This is a genomic window from Pseudaestuariivita sp. (genome assembly GCF_052825805.1).
Genome location: NZ_JBRBVB010000006.1, coordinates 45,750 through 62,437 on the forward strand (window position 1 = coordinate 45,750; position 16,688 = coordinate 62,437).

A 16,688-nucleotide genomic window follows, 5' to 3' on the forward strand; every position below is an offset into this window, starting at 1 on the left:
TTATCCTTTCCGAGTGTTCCATGTGCCCGGCAACAGCACGACGAGGAGGGCGATGAACTCCAGCCGCCCCAGATACATCGCCGCGATCAGCGTCGCCTTGAGATGCGGCGCGAGGTCAGGCGATGTGACACCGCTGCTCAGCCCGACTGTGGACAGGGCGGAGGCGACATCGAAGAGGGAGCCGAGCGGATCCGCGCCCGACGCTAGGAAGACGGCCCAACCCGCCAGCAGCGACACGACGTAGAGGCCAAAGATCGTGGCCACCGCGATCACCCTGTCCGTCACGACCAGACCATCGGTATCCTTGAGATGCGTGCGCGCGCTGGCAGGCACGCGCGCCCGCAGGAACGACAGGCGCACCATGGAGAGGGCAAGCACCACGCGGCTGATCTTGATCCCGCCGCCCGTGGAGCCCTGATCGGCGCCGACGATCATGCCTGCCACCAGGATCAACAACAGGAGCGGCGCGGCAGCGAGGTCGCCGGTTGAAAAGCCTGCGGTGGTGATGCCGCTCAGAAAGTTGAGCGCGTGGCGGAATAGCTCGGCGGGATCCCTGGTCACCGTGAGCGCCGCGACGGCCGTATAGACGGCGGCGCCTCCTATCATCAGCACACAAGTCGCCACGACATGTGACCGTGACAGCGCCGTTCGGACACCGTCGCGCCAGGCCAGCACGTAGAACAGGAACGACACGGCCGCGAGGACGCAGATCGAGATGACCACGCCCTGCGCCAGGGGCGTGTAAGAGGCCAGAGACTCGCTGCGCGGCGCGAAGCCGCCCGTCGACACCGCTGCAAGCGCAACACTGATGGCTTCTGCCGGTCCCGGAATGAGCACGAGGCAGAGGCCAACGGCCAGAAGCGACAACAGCGCGTAGATCACCAGCATGTGCCGCGCCTGCGCCCGAACGGAGCTCAGCCGGTCGCGCTCGGTAAAATTCGATCCGGCCATGGCCAGAGATGCGCCGCGCGACCCGCTGAAGATGGCGATGCCGGCAAAGGCGATGGCGAACCCGCCGCACCATTGCACCCAACCGCGGAACAGATGCGCTGACGGGGACCAACTCTCCGCATCACGCGCCACGGTCAGACCAGTCGATGTGATGCCCGAGGCTGCCTCGAACACGGCATCCAGCGGCGAAAATCCCAAGACCAGAAAAGGCGGCACAACGCCAAAACCCGCGATCACGAAGAGCAGCGCGAATGCCGTGAGCGCTTCGATCTGCCGGAGGCCGTCGCGAAAGACCGGCGCGCGCATCCAGACAATAGGGGCGGCGAGCAGAGCGATTTGCGGGAGGAGCGATGCCGCCAACGCGAGCTCCCCATAGGCCGTGAACACAAGCGCGGGGGGCAGGAAAAGCGCCATGAGGACAGGAGCCTGTTGCACCACGGCAAGACCCAACTCCCGCGGTCTGACGCTATGTGCCGTTGCCTCAACCATCGCGTGACAATCGCAAGCTCCAGTTTTTTGCGCGTTCACCTCTTTGGAGTAACAGGGCGCGAAACGGCAAAGTTCCAACGGCCTGCACGCGAGAGGCCGGAGGAAGGGAGCCCGAATAACCGGGAACTTTGGGCGCGGCTGTCGCTTGATGTGTCATATCGACACAAGCGAGGACGGACCGCGATGGAGAGCGTTTCCAATCAAATCGCCACACTCGATTTGATCGTGATCGGAGCCTATCTCGCCCTGATCATCGGCATCGGCATCTGGGTCAGCCGGTCCACGAAAAGCGGCGAGGATCTCTTCCTCGCAGGTCGTTCGCTGGCCTGGGGAACCATCGGTTTCTCGCTCTTTGCGTCGAACATCTCCACCTCCACCCTCATCGGCCTCACGGGGTCTGCCTATGGCGACGGGATCGCCGTCTCCGCCTATGAATGGATGTCGGGCATTCCGCTTTTGATACTGGCGTTTGTCTTTGCGCCGCTCTTTTTGAAGTCGCGGATCACGACGACGCCGGAATATCTCGACCTGCGGTACTCGCGCCGGGTCCGGCTCTATTTCTCGGGTCTGACGATCATCTTTACCGTCATCGTCGACACGGCGGGTGGCCTTTACGCCGGGGCGGTCGTGATGCAGGTTTTCTTCCCCGACGTCGACATCTGGATGACCTGTCTCGCCATCGGACTCTTTGCCGGGATCTACACGGCTTTTGGCGGGCTCAAGGCCGTTGTGTTTACGGATGTGCTGCAGTCGGTCGTGCTTCTGGCGGGCTGTGCGATCCTCGCCTTCATGATGTTCCGCGACCTGGGCTTTTCGTGGGAGGACTTGCGGTCGCAGCTGCCCGAGGGTCATCTCAGCGTCGTCAAACCCATCGACGATCCGCAACTGCCGTGGTTCGGATTGTTCTTCGGGGTCTGGCTGCTGGGGTTCTGGTACTGGGTCACCAACCAGTACATCGTTCAGCGGGTGCTGGGTGCGAAGGACCTCAAGAACGCGCAATGGGGCGCCATCCTGGGCGGTATGCTCAAGCTGACGCCGCTCTTTATCATGGTTCTGCCCGGCGCGATGGCGGTGTCGCTCCTGCCCGACATTCCCGAAAACGATCAGGTCTTTCCCATGATGATCACGGAGATCCTGCCGGCCGGCCTCACGGGGCTCGTGCTGGCCGGGCTGATCGCGGCCATCATGTCGAGCGTGGATTCGACCCTCAATTCGTCTTCCACCCTCGTTGTGCATGACTTCATCAGCGATCCCGATGAAAAGCTCGCGCCCGAGAAATCCAAGCGCTACGGACAGATGGCGACGATCACCTTTATGATCATCGCCATCGCCTGGGCTCCGCTCATCCAGTACGCGGGCGGGCTTTGGGATTACCTGCAGCAGATGTTCTCGGTCCTCGTGCCGCCGCTCGTGGTGCTGTTCCTTGGCGGTGCCCTCTGGCGCCGCGGGACGGGGCCAGCGGCTTTTTACACACTGATTATCGGTCACGGCCTCGGCGCGGTGCTGTTCGTGTTGCGCATGCTCGAGGTCTGGCCGCTGCATTACACGATCAACGTCGTCATCATGACGGTGGTCAGCGCGGTCATCTTCGTCGTCTTCAGCCTTCTCGACGACCGCCAGGAGGTCAGTGATGACGTCATCTGGTCACCAAAAAAGGCCCTCGATCACGAAGGCGGCTTCCAGGGCGGCCTGTTGAGCGACGTGCGCCTCCATGCGGCGGTGCTGTTGGCGGCAATCGTCCTCATCGCGGTCGCCTTCTGGTAATGGAACAGAGGCATGGTGAAGACATGGCGCGCGCCGGAGCGCACACCTCGCTAGAGGCCGCGCGACTGAGAGCGCATTTCGCATGACCAGTCTGGCAACGCCCTACATCCTGATGATTTTTGCGGCGGCCGCTCTCGTCATCGGAGCCGCGGGTATCGTCATCACAAAGGATGCGGACCGCCTGGCCGACAAGACGCGCCTCGGCGAGGCCATGGTCGGCGCCATTTTCCTCGGCATGGCAACCTCGCTGTCGGGCTCGGTCGTCTCCGTTACGGCAGCCCTCGACGGGCGCGCGTCCCTTGCCTTCGCCAACGGCGTGGGCGGCATCGCGGCGCAGACGGCGTTTTTGTCGCTTGCGGATATCATGTTTCGCCGGGCCAACCTCGAACACGCCTCCGCGGAGCTTTCCAACGTGCTTCAGGCGGCGATGCTGACGCTGCTGTTAAGCCTGACGGTGGTGGCCGCGACGGGACCTGACATCACGATCATCGGCGTGCATCCCGTCTCGTTCCTGCTGCCGGTCTTTTATGTGCTTGGACTTCGCGCGGGCGCGCAGCTCCGCAAGGAGCCGATGTGGCGCCCGGTCAGGACAGACGACACACGCGAGGACGCGCCCTCGGACGATCCCGCCGACGATGTGCCTGCCCGGACCCTGTTCACCCGTTTCGCAGCCCTCGCCCTGATCCTCGCCGGCGCCGGATGGGTCATCGCAAAGTCCGCGGGCATCATCGCGGACCGCAGCGGTCTCAGCGAGACCCTCGTCGGAACATTGATGACAGCCGTCGCGACCTCCCTGCCCGAACTTGTCACGACGCTCGCGGCGGTACGCCGGGGCGCGTTGCAGCTGGCCGTGGGTGGCATCATCGGCGGCAACGCGTTCGATGTGCTCTTCCTCTCCGCCGGGGACATGGCCTACCGGCAGGGATCGCTTTATCATGCGGTCGGGAATGCCGATCTGCTCTGGGTCGGCGTCGGCCTCGCCATGACGAGCGTCCTCCTCCTCGGGCTCATCATCCGCCAGCGGCAGGGCCCTGCGGGAATCGGCTTCGAGAGTGCGCTGATCCTCTTGCTCTACGTCGGGGCTGTCGCCCTCCAGTTTGCCTAGAGTTGCGATGACGCGGACAGACTGAAATCCCTCGGCATCCAACGCGAGATGCGAGGATTGCTGTGATCCGCGCGTCTACACCAGCCCCGCCAGCCCGCCGCGCCAGACGAGCAGACACCAGCCTACCCAGAAGCCGAGGGCGAGCCAGGGTCCAAACGCGATGCGCGCCCTCTGATCGCCCCTTATCAGCAGAACAAAGATCAGGGCGCCGAGGCTTGCGACGAGCAGGACAAACGGCAGCATCGCGTAACCGAGCCAACTGCCGCACGCGGCAAAGAGCTTGGCGTCGCCAAGACCCAGGCCCTCTCGCCCGTGGCGGCGGAAATGCCACGCGCCAAGCGCCCAGAACAGACCGTACCCCGCGATGGCGCCAATGAGCGCCTCGACAAGCGACACCTGCCGGAAGAGCACGGTGACGGCGAACCCGGTGGCCAGGAGGCCAAGCGTGTAGACGTCAGGCAAGCGGAATTCGCGCAGATCGATCAGCGAAAGCCTGACAAGGACGAGGGCAAGCCCCAGCGTGACAACGAGCAACATGCCCGGCACGCTGACACGAATTGCGCGAAATTACGAAAAAAAGTCCCGGGCACTGAAACTATTCCTTCATCCAAACGTGAGTCGAGTATGTGCCTGGAAAGTAGGCACCTTTTCACACGTTGGCGGTGGCAACGCATGGCGCCGTCCGAAGGGAGTTACGCATGAATTTCCAAAGAACCGTTTCGAGGCTTGCCGTGACAGCCGGCGTTGCCGCGCTTGTCGCGACGTCCGCCTCGGGCTCATCGCACCGCGAGGCGCCCGGCATCACCGAGCAACCCAAGGTCGACGCGTCGGACTTTTACATGTTCCGCAGCTACGAGCCGGGTCGCGCGGGCTATGTCACGTTCATCGCCAACTACCAGCCTCTGCAGGCGCCGTATGGTGGCCCCAACTATTTCACGATGGATCCCGATGCGATCTACGAGATCCACATCGACAACGACGGCGACGCGGTCGAAGACATCACCTTCCAATTCGATTTCAACAACGAGCTGGCCAACGACGGCGCCGGCATCGCGCTTGAAGTCGGCGACGCAACCGTCGCGATCCCGCTGCGCACCGCGGGCCAGATCACGGGCGCGGACGGCGATCCGCTCAACGAGATCGAGACCTACACGCTGATGCACATCGCAGGCGACCGCCGCTCGGGCGACCGCAACCACGTGACAGGCTCGAACGGCGAAGTCTTTGCCAAGCCGCTGGACTACATCGGTGAAAAGACGCTGCCGGACTACGAGAGCTACGCGAACGACTTCATCCACACGATGAACATTCCGGGCTGCGATATTCCGGGCAAGGTGTTCGTCGGCCAGCGCGAGGAGGCCTTTGCGGTCAACCTCGGCGAGGTGTTCGACCTCGTGAACCTCGTGCCGCTCGAAGGGTCGATCTCGAACGACCGTTCGAACGATGACCTCGTCGGGCGGTTCAACGTGACCTCGCTGGCCATCGAAGTGCCGATCGCCTGCGTCGTCGGGGATGGCAACGGCGTGATCGGCGCCTGGACCACGTCGAGCCTGCCGCAAGGTGAGGTCGAGGATCCCTCGCCCACTTACGCCGCAACCTCGGTCTACGGCGGTGCCTTCGTGCAGCAGTCGCGCCTCTCTGCGCCTCTGGTGAACGAAGTGGTGATCGGTCTGCCGGACAAGGATCTGTTCAACGCGGCTCAGCCGACGCAGGACAGCGCCCTGGCCACCTACGTGACCAACCCGACGCTGCCGGCGCTCATCGACATCCTCTTCCGCGATGCGCTCGGTGCGAGCGACAACATCGCGCCGTCGAACTTCCCGCGCAACGACCTTGTCACAGCCTTCCTGACGGGCTTTCCGGGCCTCAACCAGCAGGCAACGGTAACCGCGTCCGAGATGATGCGCCTTAACACGGCCATCCCGCCGACCCCGCAAGCGAGCCAGAGCAACTTTGGCGTCGTGGGTGAAGACCTCGCCGGTTTCCCGAACGGACGCCGCCCGGGTGACGACACCGTCGACATCGCGCTGCGCGTCGTGATGGGCGCCCTCTGCCACCCCGTCCCGCTCGGTGCCGAGCTTGGCGTCGAAGGCGCGGTGGAGGACACCGACAGCGACCTCGTGAACCTCGGTCTCTGCGCACCCGAAGATGCACCGGTTGGCGATCAGCCGTTCATCGACGGCGCACCGATCTCGGCAAGCGACATGCAGGCTGTGTTCCCCTACCTGAACACGCCCCTGCCCGGCGCCGTGAACTGAAGCCATCAGAGGAGACCAACAGATGACGCTTAGAACCAAAGCACTGCTTTCCGTTGGCGCCTTTGTCCTGGCTGCCTGTGCCGGCGGCTCCAGCAGCACCTCTGGCATCGGGACCCTCGGAGCCGACTTCGTCGCGGTCCTGAGTGCCGAAGAGACGGCTGAACCCGTCGATGCACAAGAGGTCGACATCGCGTCGATCAGCTTTACCGCGGACCCGTTCAACCCCTGATCGGGAGACCTGAAAGAAGACAATCGGCCCTGCGCACTCGCGTGGGGCCGTTTTTGTGTGCCAGTCATCACCACCGACATTTGATCGTTCCTCCCCGGCAGGCCCTACTCTGTGTCCGGCGCAGGCACGTCATAGACAAACCGGCGGCTGAGGATGTCCACCCCCTTCACTCCCAGCCTGTTGCGGCGCACCAGCACCGTCTGCAGCCGGGTGGCGGCGCTGCCGGCCTCGGCCGTCACATCCACCAGCCACACGTTCGACTGAAAGCCGCTGTTTTCCGGGCGCAGCGCCCCGATCGCGGCCAGATCGCCCCGCGTCAGAAACCCTTGCCGGCTGCGACGGCTGACCAGTTGCAGCGCGTGGCTGTCGTTTTGCAGCATGACGCCCAGCAGGAAAGGGTCGACAGAGTTTAGATTGATCGTGCCCTCCACAGGCAGGGCCGTCACATGGGGACGCAACGTGTCCAGCGTCTCCTGCGGCACGCCAAAGGCTGCCAGATCGTCGAGCGCGTCCACCCGGCCCACGGCGCGCAGCAGACGGATGACGTCGCCCACACGCTCCTCCGGCAGGTCGAGCGCGCGAAAAAGACGCTTGGCAAATTCCTGCGTGCCAAGCGATGGCGCCGCGAGGCGGTTGATGTCGAACTTGGCCTGAAGGTCCGTCACCGCGACCGAAAACCGGCCCGTCGCGAGGGCCACCTCCTCCTGCACGACCGCGCGTGCCCAGGGCTCGGCAAGGTGGTCGGTGTCCGGCGCGGTGTCGAGATCGCGGCGCAGCGCGTCGACCACGGATGCCTCCGCGCCAATCGCAATCTGCTCGGCTATGGCCGCATCGGCGGCGCGCGACACGCGGTCCAGAGCCGCCTCCTGCGCGCCGATCAGCAGGAACACGAGCCCGCCAGCGATCGCCAGCACCACGAGCACATTGACGAGGACGACGCCCTCCTCGGCGCGCCGCGGGTCCCCGGCGGTCACAGACCCTGCCCTGCCGGCAGCGCGATCAGGCGCGTCACGCCCGCGGGCGGCAGGCCCGGCTGGTCGACCCTGACAGCCTCTAGGTAAAGCTCAGCCGCTGCGGGCCGTGCCTCCGGTCCAATACCCTGCGGCGGCCAGCTGTCGTGCCAGGTCCGTGCCCGATCCATCAAACGCCAGCGCATGTCCGTGATGTCCGAGAGCAGCTGTTGCGACAAAACCGGCGCGGCCTCGATCTGCCGGATCAAAGCGCCATCGTCCAACAGGTAGGTGAGCGTGGCAGTCCCGTCTCCGTCCGCGCGGGCAAAGGTCAGCGCGCCGCCCTCGAGCGTCACCGGCTGCGGCGCGATCTGCGCAAGATCACGGCGGATCACCAGAAAGGTGCGGTCGATCTCGGACAGCCGGTCCAGCCGGCCTTCGGTGCGGTCCCCCGTGCGCGCCACGGTGTTCAGCAGCGCCAGCCCGGCCAGCCCAATAATGGCAAAAATCGCGAGCGAGACGACCACCTCGATCAAGGTGAGGCCCGCCTCGCCGCGGCGTGTGGTCATACGGAGGTGCTGCCGATCAGGCTGAAATCGGCGGCGCCGACCTTGAGCACGGCAAGCCCCCGCTCGCAAAGTCCTGACCGGGCAAACCGGTAGGGACCGACGACGCCGGTGAAGCCCTCGCTCCGCGTGAGGCCCCGCGCCGACAATTGACCAAGCTGGCCGAGCACGCGCAAAAGGTCCACCGCGTCAAACGCAAGTCCCGCGATGATGCCCGCCTGTTGCCCGCTGGCATCCGCAAACGCATCGTCAAAGGCGGCAAAGCGAAGCGGGTCGGGCGCCGCAAACCAGGCATCGCGGAACGCGGGCCGGCCCGACAGGTCGAGCGCGGACCATTGCGTCGACCCCAAAAGCTGCACACCCTGTCCGCGCAGAGCTTCGGCGGTGGGGGCGAGGCTGGCGTCCACGACAGGCAGGTAGACCGCATCCGGCATCCCGCCGCCCGCCTGCAGCGCCGCCAGCAGGTCGCCGCTGCCGGCCTGCACCACGTCGGGGCGTACGCCGAGGCCAAGCGCCGCGCCGACCTGACGCGCCGCCGCAGCCGACTGGGCGCCGAAGGTGCCGGGCGGCACGGCGACGGCGATGTCCCGCAGGTTGCGCTGCGCGGCCATCGACAGGATCGCGCGCGCCGATTGCGTGGGTGTGACGCCAAAGACGTAGGTGCCTCCGCCCGCCAGGCTTGCATTGTTCGAAAGGGTCACAACGGGCACGCGCACGGCGTTGCCGACCGCTTCGGCCTGCCCGCTGAAGACAGGTCCCGCGATCACCTCGGCGCCCGCCTCGACGGCGCGGCGCGCGGCGGCCACCGCGGTCTCGGGCGTCGATCCACTGTCGAGGATCTCGATGCCGATCCCGGGGCCACCCCCGAGGGTTGCGGCGGTGCGCAATGTCTGACCTAACTCGGACGACGTGCCAGACAGCGGCAGCAGCAGCGCGGACTTGCCCGGGCCCGCGTTCCGGTTCCGGGACAGGCCCCCGCCCGAGAGGGGCGCCACGTCGCCGCAGCCGGCCAGCAAGGAGCCAACGGATGCCAGGGACAAGCACGACACGGCGCGGCGGCGTGTTATTCGGCCTCGGTCTGTCTGTTCTGACATTGTGCCTCCTCGGTGCGATGCTGGTGGCGCTTGCGCTTAATGCGCCCTTGAGCCTGCTTACACACTCCCTGCGCCTGCCGCCAAGCGTCGAAGCCCTGCACGGATCGCTTTGGCGGGGACGCGCCACACTCGCAGGGGGCTACCGGGTGCGATGGGACAGCGCCGTGTCCTTTGCGGGACTGCCGCACCTTGCGTCGGACATCGTGCTCGAGGGCTCGGACACGCGTGTCACGGGCGTCCTGCGTGCAGGGCCGCGCGGCGCTATCCTGACACAGGCGGCGGGGCGTGCGGGACCGGGGCTCGCAGGGCTGGTCGAGGGCGCGTGGCTGTGCGACATGACGGCCCGCGTTTCGGATGTGCGGCTGGCCTGGCGCTGGCGCAGCGCCTCGGCGGGGGGAGAGATCACCACGCCCGCCGGGCAATGCACCAAAGATGGACGCACGCAGGCCATCCCGCCGCTTGTGCTGACGCTGGGCGAGGCGGGCCGCGACGCCCGGATGACACTCGCGGAACCAGGCGATCCGCCCATGGCGCAGGTGGTGATCCGGCGCGCGCGGGAGCTCGACATCACCATCGAGCCGCGCGCCGCGGACGTCTTTCCAGTATTGCCAAGGTCGGGACCCATCGCGCTCCAGCTGCCGTTCTGACCGCGCGGGCCTGCGCTCACCCCGCCAGCGCATTGAGCCCCACAATCGGCATCAGGATCGCCATGACGAGGAGCATCACGATCCCGCCCATCACCAGCAGGACGGCGGGTTCGACGAGCGCGACGATGGTGCTGACCGTGGCGCGGAGCGAGGCAGACTGATCGGCGGCGGCGCGGGCAAGGCTGTCGCCAAGCCTGCCGCTCGCCTCGCCGCTGGCGATCATCGCGACCAGCATCGCGGGAAAGACGCCCGCCGCCTCGACCGCCTTGGACAGGGACGCGCCGTCATTCACTTCTTGCGTGATCTGCGCCACGCGGCTGCGGACAAAGCGGTTGGGCACCGTCCCCGATGCCGCGCCGAGCGCGTCCGCGAGCGGCACCCCGGATTGCACCAGCGTGGCCAGAGTGCCGGAAAATTGCGCCGAGTTAAGCCGCAGCACCATCGGGCTGATCCCCGGCGCGCGCGCCAGCATCCGGTCCCAGGCCATCCGCGCCTGCGGACGGCGCAGCAGCGCCAGGCCGGCCAACACCGCGAGACCCAGACCCGCGCCGAGGCGCACGCCCCAGACCTGCATCCAGCCCGACACGGCGATCAGCCCCTTGGTCAGCCCCGGCAAATCCGCCCCGCGCGCGGTAAAGACGCGCACGATGTCGGGCACCACGAAGACGAGCAGCGCCACGATCACGCCGATCGACACCAGCGCCAGGAGCGCGGGATAGATGAGCGCAAGCACGAGGCTCTGCCGGTTGCGGCCGCGCTCCTCGAGCGCGAGGGCGAGGTGTTCCATGACCTCGGCCAGCCGGTCCGAGCTTTCGCCGGCCCGCACCGAGGCGCGATAGCTCTCGTCAAAGCTGCGCGGCGCATCCTCGAGCGCCTCGGCAAAGCTGCGCCCCTCGGTGATCGCAGCCCGCAGGTTGAGCAGGAGCGAGGCGTCGCGGGCGGACGTCAGCTGGTCGGCCACGACCTTGAGCGCGTCCTCGATCCGCACGCCCGAGCCGATCAGCGTCGAGAGCTGGCGCGTCACCAGCACCTGCCGCTTGAGACTGAGGCGGTGCTCGCGCGCACCCCGCGCCGCCGTCCCCTTTTGCGAGGTGGCGTCCACCGACAGCGGCAGGAGCTTGCGCTTGCGCAGGTCGGCGCGAGCTGCCGCCTTGCTGGCGGCCTCGATCAGGCCCTTGGTCTGCTTGCCCGCCGCGTCGACGGCCCGGTAGGAGAAGGCCGGCATCTCAGCGCGCCTCGGCGATCACGTCGGCGGTGACGTCGTCGCGCACCGCGCGGGCGACTTCGGCAACCGACGTGAGGCCGCGGCGCACCTTGTCGGCGCCGTCCTGCACAATACCGGGGCTCGTCTTGCGTGCCTCGGCAATCATCTCGGCCTCGGAGGCGCCTTCGTGGATCATCGTCTCGAGCCGCGACGTCGGCGTGACGATCTCGTAGATCGGCAGGCGTCCGCGATAGCCTGTGCCGCCACACGCCTCGCAGCCTTCCGGCGCAAAAACCTCCGCACCCGGCGCAAGCGCGCCCGAGAGCAGCGCCGCCTCTGCCTCGGTCACGGCGTGGGGCGCGCGGCACTCCGGACAGAGCTGCCGCACGAGGCGTTGCGCCACCAGCCCGCGCACCATGGGCGCCAAGAGGAACCGTTCGACCCCCATGTCGATCAGGCGCGAGACCGCTCCGATGGCGGTGTTGGTGTGCAGCGTCGAGAGCACCAGGTGCCCGGTCATCGCGCTTTCCACGGCGATCTTGGCCGTCTCTCCGTCGCGGATCTCACCGACCATGATGACGTCAGGGTCTTGGCGCAGTATCGCGCGCAGGCCGCGGGCAAAGGTCATGTCGGTGCGCGCATTGACCTGGATCTGGCCCACGCCGTCCATCGAATACTCGATCGGGTCCTCGACGGTCAGGATGTTCCGCTGACGGTCGTTGAGCGCGCCAAGCGCGGCGTAGAGCGACGTCGTCTTGCCCGACCCGGTCGGTCCGGTGACCAGCACCAGACCCTCGGGCGCGGTGACGATCTCCTGGAAGGCGGCTGCATCACGTTCGGACATCCCCAGATGGCCGATCCCGCGCTGGGTCTGGCCCCGGTCCAGAAGGCGCAGCACCACGCGCTCGCCAAATTGCGAGGGCAGCGTGGAGATGCGCACATCGAGGTCGTAGCTGCCGACGCGCAGGCTGACACGCCCGTCCTGCGGCAGACGCTTTTCGGCGATGTCGAGCTTGCCCATCACCTTGAGCCTGCTGGTCAGCTGCGCAGCCAGCGCCCGGCGCGGCTCGAGCACGTCCCGCAGCACGCCATCGACACGGAACCGCACGACGAGCCGCTTTTCCTCGACCTCGATATGGATGTCCGACGCGCCGTCCTTGATCGCCTCCAGGAGGAGCGCGTTGATCAGCCGCACGACGGGCGCGTCGTTCTTTTGATCGAGCAGGTCGTCAACCGAGGCCGCGGTTTCGGCAAGCGCGGACAGATCGCCCTCGTCCTCGTCCGCCATCTGCGCGGCTTCGGTGGCGCTGTCGCGGTAGGCGGCCGAGAGCGCCGCGTCAAAAGTCGCGGCGTCGACGGGTTCGAAGGCGATCAGGGCGCCGGCGATCCTCTGCGCCTCGATCATCGCCTCCACCGGGGCGTCCGGCAGGTGCCGGCACACGGCTGCCGCATCCGCCTCGTCCTGCGCCAGAAGGACACCATGCGCCTTGGCGAACCCGTAGCTGAGCCGTGCAACGCCGCTCATCCTGCATCCTCCAGAACAAGCCGGGCCGAGACCGCGCCCGGCTCTGTCACGCGGGCCATCTCGACCATCACGAGCCGCAGGTTCCGCTCGGTCTCGAGCGTTCCGATCCAGTCCATCAAGACGATATACGGCGTGCGTGTTACCGTGACCCGCAGGCGCGCGCCGTCCGGGTCGAGGCGGGCGAGCGCGATGCCGGCCTCGCGCGCACTCTGCGTCACCCGCGGCGCGAGCGGTTCGGAGGCCACCGCCGGGCGCACAGGCTGCGGCTGCGCGCCGGTTTCGGCCTGCCGCGCGATGTCGGCGATGGCAAGATACCGCGCGATCCGGTCCGCCTGCGCGCTGCGCTCGGCCATCAGCGGCTGCCAGGCGTAGGTCCAGAGCGCCAGGACGGCCAGCGCGGCACCGCCCCCGATGACGAGCAGGCGCTCGCGCGGGTTGAGGCGGGCCAGTACGCTCATGGCCGCACCGTCAGGTCGGCCCGGGCCGATCCGTCACTTGCGGTGGCAGAGCCGGACGACACCGCGAGTCCCGACGATTCCAGCGTGGCCTGCGCGGCCTGCAGCGCTTCGAGGCCCGGCGCCTCCACCGTCAGACGGAGCGCGTCCTCGGTCCAGGCCAGGTCGCGGAACGACACCTGCGCCGCGCCGTCGGCGAGCGCGCGAGACACTTGCTCCATCACCGGCAGGAAGCCTGAGCCCGTCTGCGGCACGGTGCGCGCGGCAACACGGCGCAACACCAGGTCCGGCGCGTCGTCGGCAGAGGCTCCTGGCAGCACGCCCGCCAGTGCCGCGTCTGCCTCGACACGCAGGTCATCGGCAATCGCGCGCTGCGCCGAGGTGTCCACGGCCAGCAGTGCAAGATGCACAAGCGCGGCCATCGCCAGCGAAGCCGCGAGCCACTTGAGCGGGCGCGCCAGCCCCCGCGACGGCTGAAACGCACCCTGACGCAGATCGGCTGCGGCGAGCGCGGCGGTGTCGGCGAGCACAAGCTCGCGCCGTTCGGCGACCGGAAGATCACCGTCCAGAGGCGCACCCACATTGAGGATGAGCGGCTGTCCCGCCTGACGCCACAACACCTCGAACATCTCGGTATGACACGCAAACCCCGTCAGATCGGAGCTGCGCACGAGGACCCGATCCTCTTGCCTGTAGCTGTGCCACGTCACCGCGCCATCTTCCTGCGACGCGGGCGCCGGCAACAGAAGTTGCTCGGGCACGAGCATCTTGCCGGGATGTGCGGCCACTGCCGCTTCGATTTCGGAGCGCTCTACCGTGGCGGCGAGCACCTCCCCGGCGGCGCCTGTACCGCACGCGGCGCAATGCACCGCATCGAGGCTTTGTGCCACGTGGTCCTCGAGCGCAAACGGGAGCGCAGCCAGACGCTGCCGCGCCGACCGGATCGGAAGGGTGACGAGATGCAGATGCACTTTTTCGGCGGGCACGACGTGTATCTGCTGCGCCCACCCGGGCGGCACGAGATGGGTGAAGAGCACAGGTATCCACGCCGCTTCCCGGGTGCCGGAAACGGCGTTAGAACCTTGAAATTCTTCCGTTTTTTCGCTTTTCACCGGGTCATTTCGTGCTAAACATGAGGTGCCTTTTGTCCGCCGTGATGCTGTGGTTGCATTGGACACACGCGCAGAGTGGGGAATAGTTTCACCATGGTCAAATCCAACAGACATATCCGCCGGCGCCGTCGAGGCCGCAGGAGCCGCGACGCCGGCGTGACGCTGATCGAGATGATGGTGGTGTTGGTGATCATCGCCGCCGTGGCCGCGATGATCGTGCCGAACGTGATCGGACGCCCGGACGAGGCGCGCGTGACCATCGCCAAGACAGACCTGCGGTCGATCGCCGGCGCGCTCGAGCTCTACCGGCTCGACAACCGCGTCTATCCCACGACGGCTCAAGGATTGAGCGCGCTCGTCGAACGGCCCACGGTGCCGCCCGCGCCGCGCACGTGGCCGGCGGACGGATACCTTGTGGCGATGCCGCGCGATCCCTGGGGCGGCGACTACGTCTACCGCTCTCCCGGGCAGGACGGTAATTTCGACCTGGTCAGCCTCGGCGCGGATGGCGTGCCGGGCGGAGACGGCGTGAATGCCGACATCTCGCTCGCCATGGCGCGCGCCAGCGGTGGGTGACGCGCAGCTCTCGCAGCGCCGCGCGGACGCAGGCGTCACCCTGATCGAAGTGCTGGTCGTGCTGGCGCTGATCGCGGTCGGGGCGGGTGTGGTCGGCTACGCTCTGCCGGGCGGTCCCAGCACACGCGATCTCGAGCAGGAGGCCGACCTCTTGGCCGCCCGGATCAACCTCGCCGCCGAGAAGAGCCTTGTTTCTGGTGCCGCGCACCGCCTTGCCTGGACGCGCGAGGCGTATCGGTTCGAGGTCTGGGGACCCGAAGGTTGGCGCGCCGCGCCCGAGCCGCCTCTATCCACGCCGCACGCGCTTGAAACCGGGATGCAGCTGACCGGTGCGGAGAGCGCGCGCAACGGGGAGATGCACATCCTGCCCTCGCTGATCCCGCGGGGCGGTGCCATCGAGGCGGTGACGCTGCGCGACGGCGCCCTGGCGCGCGAGGTCCGCTTTGACGGCGCAACGGCGCGCGCGGGCAGCGATGGAACGTGAGCGTGACATGACCGCGGTGCGCGCCTCCGAGGCCGGCTTCACGCTGATCGAGACGCTGGTGGCCTTGACCGTCCTCGCGGTCGGGTCCGTGACGCTGCTGATCGGGGTCGAGCGGCACGCCGCGGGCGTCGGCGGCCTGTCGGATCGCATCGTGGCGCGCTGGGTTGCCGAAAACGCGCTCGACGCCGCGCGGCTGGGCCTCGCGCGCGAGCCTGACTGGACGCGGGCCTATGACATCGACTGGTCCGTCGACATGCGCGTGCGCGCGCTCGAAGGCACGGGGCTCGAGGCGGTCACGGCCAACGTGGCGCCCTTCGGCACGGACGCCTCGGACAGCATCGCCAGCCTGACCGGCTACATGCCCGCCGGCCGCGCCGGAGCGTTGCAATGACGGCCGGGCGCCTCTGGGCGCTGACCTGTGCCGTGGCGCTGATCGCCATCGCCTCGCTTGTCCTGGCCGGGGCGCAAGCCTGGTGGCACCTGCAAGGTCACACAGCCGCTGTGCCGCGCGCGGTGCCTGCGCCGTCCGAGGCAGCGGCCGCGCCCGAGCCGTGGGACCTTGCGGCCATCGCGCGCTTTGCGCCCTTCGGCGAGGCTCCGAGCGCGCCGCCGGAGCGTACCACGTCAGGTTCCGCCACGCTCAACGTGGTGTTGCGCGGCGTTCTTCTCGACGGAGACCCGACACAGTCGCGCGCCTTCGTGTCGGCGGAGGGCGTGACGGCGACCTACCGCGTGGGCGACACCGTCGGGCCGGCCGAGCTGGTTGCGATCAACGCCGACACGATCACCCTGCGCCTCGACGACAGGCTGCGGATCGTCGGTTTCGACGGCCTGATCGACGGCACCGAGGCGCCTGCGGGCGAGAGTGCAAGTGAGGACGCCGCGCCGGAGGCACCCAGCGATCCCTTTGCACGGCTCGCCGCTGCCATCGTGCCGGGCCAGGGCTCTATCGACCTGCGCGACGTGCCCCCACCCGAGACAACCGAAGAATACATCGACCTCTGGCGCGACCGGATCGCGCAGAACCCGCAAGCCGCGATGGACACCGTTGGCGTCGAATTGGTCGAAAACGGCTACCGGGTCAAAGAAGACCCCAACATCGGCGTGACTTTGGCTGGGTTACGGCCGGGTGATGTGATAACAACACTCAACGGGCAGGCCGTGGGCGATTTGGCGCGCGACCGCGAACTATACGACGAGGTTGCTGCGGCAGGCATTGCGCGGCTCGAAGTTGTCAGGGACGGTAAGGCCATCTTGCTGACCTTCCCACTGAGGTAGA

At 67.4% G+C, this 16,688-nt stretch carries 18 protein-coding genes; 9 read left to right on the forward strand and 9 right to left on the reverse strand.

The window, feature by feature from the left end; all coding sequences use genetic code 11:
• Positions 1-1,365, reverse strand: coding sequence for a TrkH family potassium uptake protein (locus ACU0B3_RS09420; protein ID WP_446260598.1), 1,365 nt, complete (start codon positions 1,363-1,365; stop codon positions 1-3).
• A 258-nt stretch (positions 1,366-1,623) separates the two neighbouring features.
• Between ACU0B3_RS09420 and ACU0B3_RS09425 the strand changes: the two genes are divergently transcribed.
• A complete protein-coding gene (locus ACU0B3_RS09425; protein WP_446260599.1) occupies positions 1,624-3,204 on the forward strand; it encodes a sodium:solute symporter in 1,581 nt (526 codons plus the stop codon).
• Positions 3,205-3,286: 82 nt separating this feature from the next.
• On the forward strand, positions 3,287-4,309 hold the full coding sequence (locus tag ACU0B3_RS09430; protein ID WP_446260600.1) for a sodium:calcium antiporter: 1,023 nt from the start codon (positions 3,287-3,289) through the stop codon (positions 4,307-4,309).
• 75 nt (positions 4,310-4,384) lie between these two features.
• Here ACU0B3_RS09430 and ACU0B3_RS09435 read toward each other — a convergent pair whose 3' ends face one another.
• On the reverse strand, positions 4,385-4,846 hold the full coding sequence (locus tag ACU0B3_RS09435) for a prepilin peptidase (RefSeq protein WP_446260601.1): 462 nt from the start codon (positions 4,844-4,846) through the stop codon (positions 4,385-4,387).
• Positions 4,847-5,007: 161 nt separating this feature from the next.
• Between ACU0B3_RS09435 and ACU0B3_RS09440 the strand changes: the two genes are divergently transcribed.
• Both ACU0B3_RS09440 and ACU0B3_RS09445 read left to right on the forward strand, forming a co-directional pair.
• Positions 5,008-6,567 carry a DUF4331 domain-containing protein gene (locus ACU0B3_RS09440; protein WP_446260602.1) on the forward strand — a complete coding sequence of 520 codons (1,560 nt, stop codon included), beginning with the start codon at positions 5,008-5,010 and terminating at the stop codon, positions 6,565-6,567.
• A 22-nt stretch (positions 6,568-6,589) separates the two neighbouring features.
• Positions 6,590-6,796: a hypothetical protein gene (locus ACU0B3_RS09445; RefSeq protein ID WP_446260603.1), complete on the forward strand. Its 207-nt coding sequence runs from the start codon at positions 6,590-6,592 to the stop codon at positions 6,794-6,796.
• Between the two features lie 104 nt (positions 6,797-6,900).
• Here ACU0B3_RS09445 and ACU0B3_RS09450 read toward each other — a convergent pair whose 3' ends face one another.
• Genes ACU0B3_RS09450 through ACU0B3_RS09460 form a run of 3 tightly spaced genes read right to left on the reverse strand, consistent with a single transcriptional unit; the run spans position 6,901 to position 9,307 of the window.
• Positions 6,901-7,770 carry a hypothetical protein gene (locus ACU0B3_RS09450; protein ID WP_446260604.1) on the reverse strand — a complete coding sequence of 290 codons (870 nt, stop codon included), beginning with the start codon at positions 7,768-7,770 and terminating at the stop codon, positions 6,901-6,903.
• Positions 7,767-8,315 carry a prepilin-type N-terminal cleavage/methylation domain-containing protein gene (locus ACU0B3_RS09455; RefSeq protein WP_446260605.1) on the reverse strand — a complete coding sequence of 183 codons (549 nt, stop codon included), beginning with the start codon at positions 8,313-8,315 and terminating at the stop codon, positions 7,767-7,769. The genes ACU0B3_RS09450 and ACU0B3_RS09455 overlap by 4 nt, the downstream gene beginning before the upstream one ends.
• On the reverse strand, positions 8,312-9,307 hold the full coding sequence (locus tag ACU0B3_RS09460; protein ID WP_446260606.1) for an ABC transporter substrate-binding protein: 996 nt from the start codon (positions 9,305-9,307) through the stop codon (positions 8,312-8,314). Before ACU0B3_RS09460 ends, ACU0B3_RS09455 begins: the two co-directional genes overlap by 4 nt.
• A gap of 32 nt (positions 9,308-9,339) precedes the next feature.
• Here ACU0B3_RS09460 and ACU0B3_RS09465 point away from each other — a divergent pair, with 32 nt between their 5' ends.
• The gene (locus ACU0B3_RS09465) at positions 9,340-10,053 is read left to right on the forward strand and encodes a hypothetical protein (protein ID WP_446260607.1); all 714 of its coding nucleotides are present in this window, start codon (positions 9,340-9,342) and stop codon (positions 10,051-10,053) included.
• Between the two features lie 16 nt (positions 10,054-10,069).
• Here the strand turns inward: ACU0B3_RS09465 and ACU0B3_RS09470 are convergent, their stop codons facing one another.
• The 4 genes from ACU0B3_RS09470 to gspL are packed head-to-tail and all read right to left on the reverse strand — an operon-like array spanning position 10,070 to position 14,463.
• Complete coding sequence (locus ACU0B3_RS09470; protein WP_446260608.1) at positions 10,070-11,278, reverse strand: type II secretion system F family protein; 1,209 nt, start codon at positions 11,276-11,278, stop codon at positions 10,070-10,072.
• Position 11,279: 1 nt separating this feature from the next.
• Positions 11,280-12,782 (reverse strand): GspE/PulE family protein, encoded by a 1,503-nt coding sequence (locus ACU0B3_RS09475; RefSeq protein WP_446260609.1) that lies wholly within the window; start codon positions 12,780-12,782, stop codon positions 11,280-11,282.
• A complete protein-coding gene (gene gspM, locus ACU0B3_RS09480) occupies positions 12,779-13,240 on the reverse strand; it encodes a type II secretion system protein GspM (RefSeq protein ID WP_446260610.1) in 462 nt (153 codons plus the stop codon). Before gspM ends, ACU0B3_RS09475 begins: the two co-directional genes overlap by 4 nt.
• Positions 13,237-14,463, reverse strand: coding sequence for a type II secretion system protein GspL (gspL, locus tag ACU0B3_RS09485; protein ID WP_446260611.1), 1,227 nt, complete (start codon positions 14,461-14,463; stop codon positions 13,237-13,239). The genes gspM and gspL overlap by 4 nt, the downstream gene beginning before the upstream one ends.
• Between gspL and gspG the strand changes: the two genes are divergently transcribed.
• Genes gspG through ACU0B3_RS09505 form a run of 4 tightly spaced genes read left to right on the forward strand, consistent with a single transcriptional unit; the run spans position 14,443 to position 16,687 of the window.
• Entirely contained in the window at positions 14,443-14,925 is a 483-nt protein-coding gene (gene gspG, locus ACU0B3_RS09490) for a type II secretion system major pseudopilin GspG (RefSeq protein WP_446260612.1), read from the forward strand. The two genes, gspL and gspG, sit on opposite strands and share 21 nt — an antisense overlap.
• On the forward strand, positions 14,882-15,409 hold the full coding sequence (locus tag ACU0B3_RS09495; RefSeq protein ID WP_446260613.1) for a pilus assembly FimT family protein: 528 nt from the start codon (positions 14,882-14,884) through the stop codon (positions 15,407-15,409). The genes gspG and ACU0B3_RS09495 overlap by 44 nt, the downstream gene beginning before the upstream one ends.
• Positions 15,399-15,800, forward strand: a complete 402-nt coding sequence (locus tag ACU0B3_RS09500; RefSeq protein ID WP_446260614.1) for a type II secretion system protein — start codon at positions 15,399-15,401, stop codon at positions 15,798-15,800. The genes ACU0B3_RS09495 and ACU0B3_RS09500 overlap by 11 nt, the downstream gene beginning before the upstream one ends.
• Complete coding sequence (locus ACU0B3_RS09505; RefSeq protein WP_446260615.1) at positions 15,797-16,687, forward strand: type II secretion system protein N; 891 nt, start codon at positions 15,797-15,799, stop codon at positions 16,685-16,687. Before ACU0B3_RS09500 ends, ACU0B3_RS09505 begins: the two co-directional genes overlap by 4 nt.
• The last annotated feature ends 1 nt before the right edge of the window (position 16,688 follow it).

Excerpts from the sequence above, each read along its gene's own strand:
- ACU0B3_RS09420 (WP_446260598.1), bottom strand. The coding sequence starts at position 1,365 with ATGGCGCTTTTCCTGCCCCCCGCGCTTGTGTTCACGGCCTATGGGGAG.
- ACU0B3_RS09425 (WP_446260599.1), top strand. The coding sequence starts at position 1,624 with ATGGAGAGCGTTTCCAATCAAATCGCCACACTCGATTTGATCGTGATC.
- ACU0B3_RS09430 (WP_446260600.1), top strand. The coding sequence starts at position 3,287 with ATGACCAGTCTGGCAACGCCCTACATCCTGATGATTTTTGCGGCGGCC.
- ACU0B3_RS09435 (WP_446260601.1), bottom strand. The coding sequence starts at position 4,846 with ATGTTGCTCGTTGTCACGCTGGGGCTTGCCCTCGTCCTTGTCAGGCTT.
- ACU0B3_RS09440 (WP_446260602.1), top strand. The coding sequence starts at position 5,008 with ATGAATTTCCAAAGAACCGTTTCGAGGCTTGCCGTGACAGCCGGCGTT.
- ACU0B3_RS09445 (WP_446260603.1), top strand. The coding sequence starts at position 6,590 with ATGACGCTTAGAACCAAAGCACTGCTTTCCGTTGGCGCCTTTGTCCTG.
- ACU0B3_RS09455 (WP_446260605.1), bottom strand. The coding sequence starts at position 8,315 with ATGACCACACGCCGCGGCGAGGCGGGCCTCACCTTGATCGAGGTGGTC.
- ACU0B3_RS09465 (WP_446260607.1), top strand. The coding sequence starts at position 9,340 with ATGCCAGGGACAAGCACGACACGGCGCGGCGGCGTGTTATTCGGCCTC.
- ACU0B3_RS09470 (WP_446260608.1), bottom strand. The coding sequence starts at position 11,278 with ATGCCGGCCTTCTCCTACCGGGCCGTCGACGCGGCGGGCAAGCAGACC.
- ACU0B3_RS09475 (WP_446260609.1), bottom strand. The coding sequence starts at position 12,782 with ATGAGCGGCGTTGCACGGCTCAGCTACGGGTTCGCCAAGGCGCATGGT.
- gspM (WP_446260610.1), bottom strand. The coding sequence starts at position 13,240 with ATGAGCGTACTGGCCCGCCTCAACCCGCGCGAGCGCCTGCTCGTCATC.
- gspG (WP_446260612.1), top strand. The coding sequence starts at position 14,443 with ATGGTCAAATCCAACAGACATATCCGCCGGCGCCGTCGAGGCCGCAGG.
- gspL (WP_446260611.1), bottom strand. The coding sequence starts at position 14,463 with ATGTCTGTTGGATTTGACCATGGTGAAACTATTCCCCACTCTGCGCGT.
- ACU0B3_RS09495 (WP_446260613.1), top strand. The coding sequence starts at position 14,882 with ATGCCGACATCTCGCTCGCCATGGCGCGCGCCAGCGGTGGGTGACGCG.
- ACU0B3_RS09500 (WP_446260614.1), top strand. The coding sequence starts at position 15,399 with ATGGAACGTGAGCGTGACATGACCGCGGTGCGCGCCTCCGAGGCCGGC.
- ACU0B3_RS09505 (WP_446260615.1), top strand. The coding sequence starts at position 15,797 with ATGACGGCCGGGCGCCTCTGGGCGCTGACCTGTGCCGTGGCGCTGATC.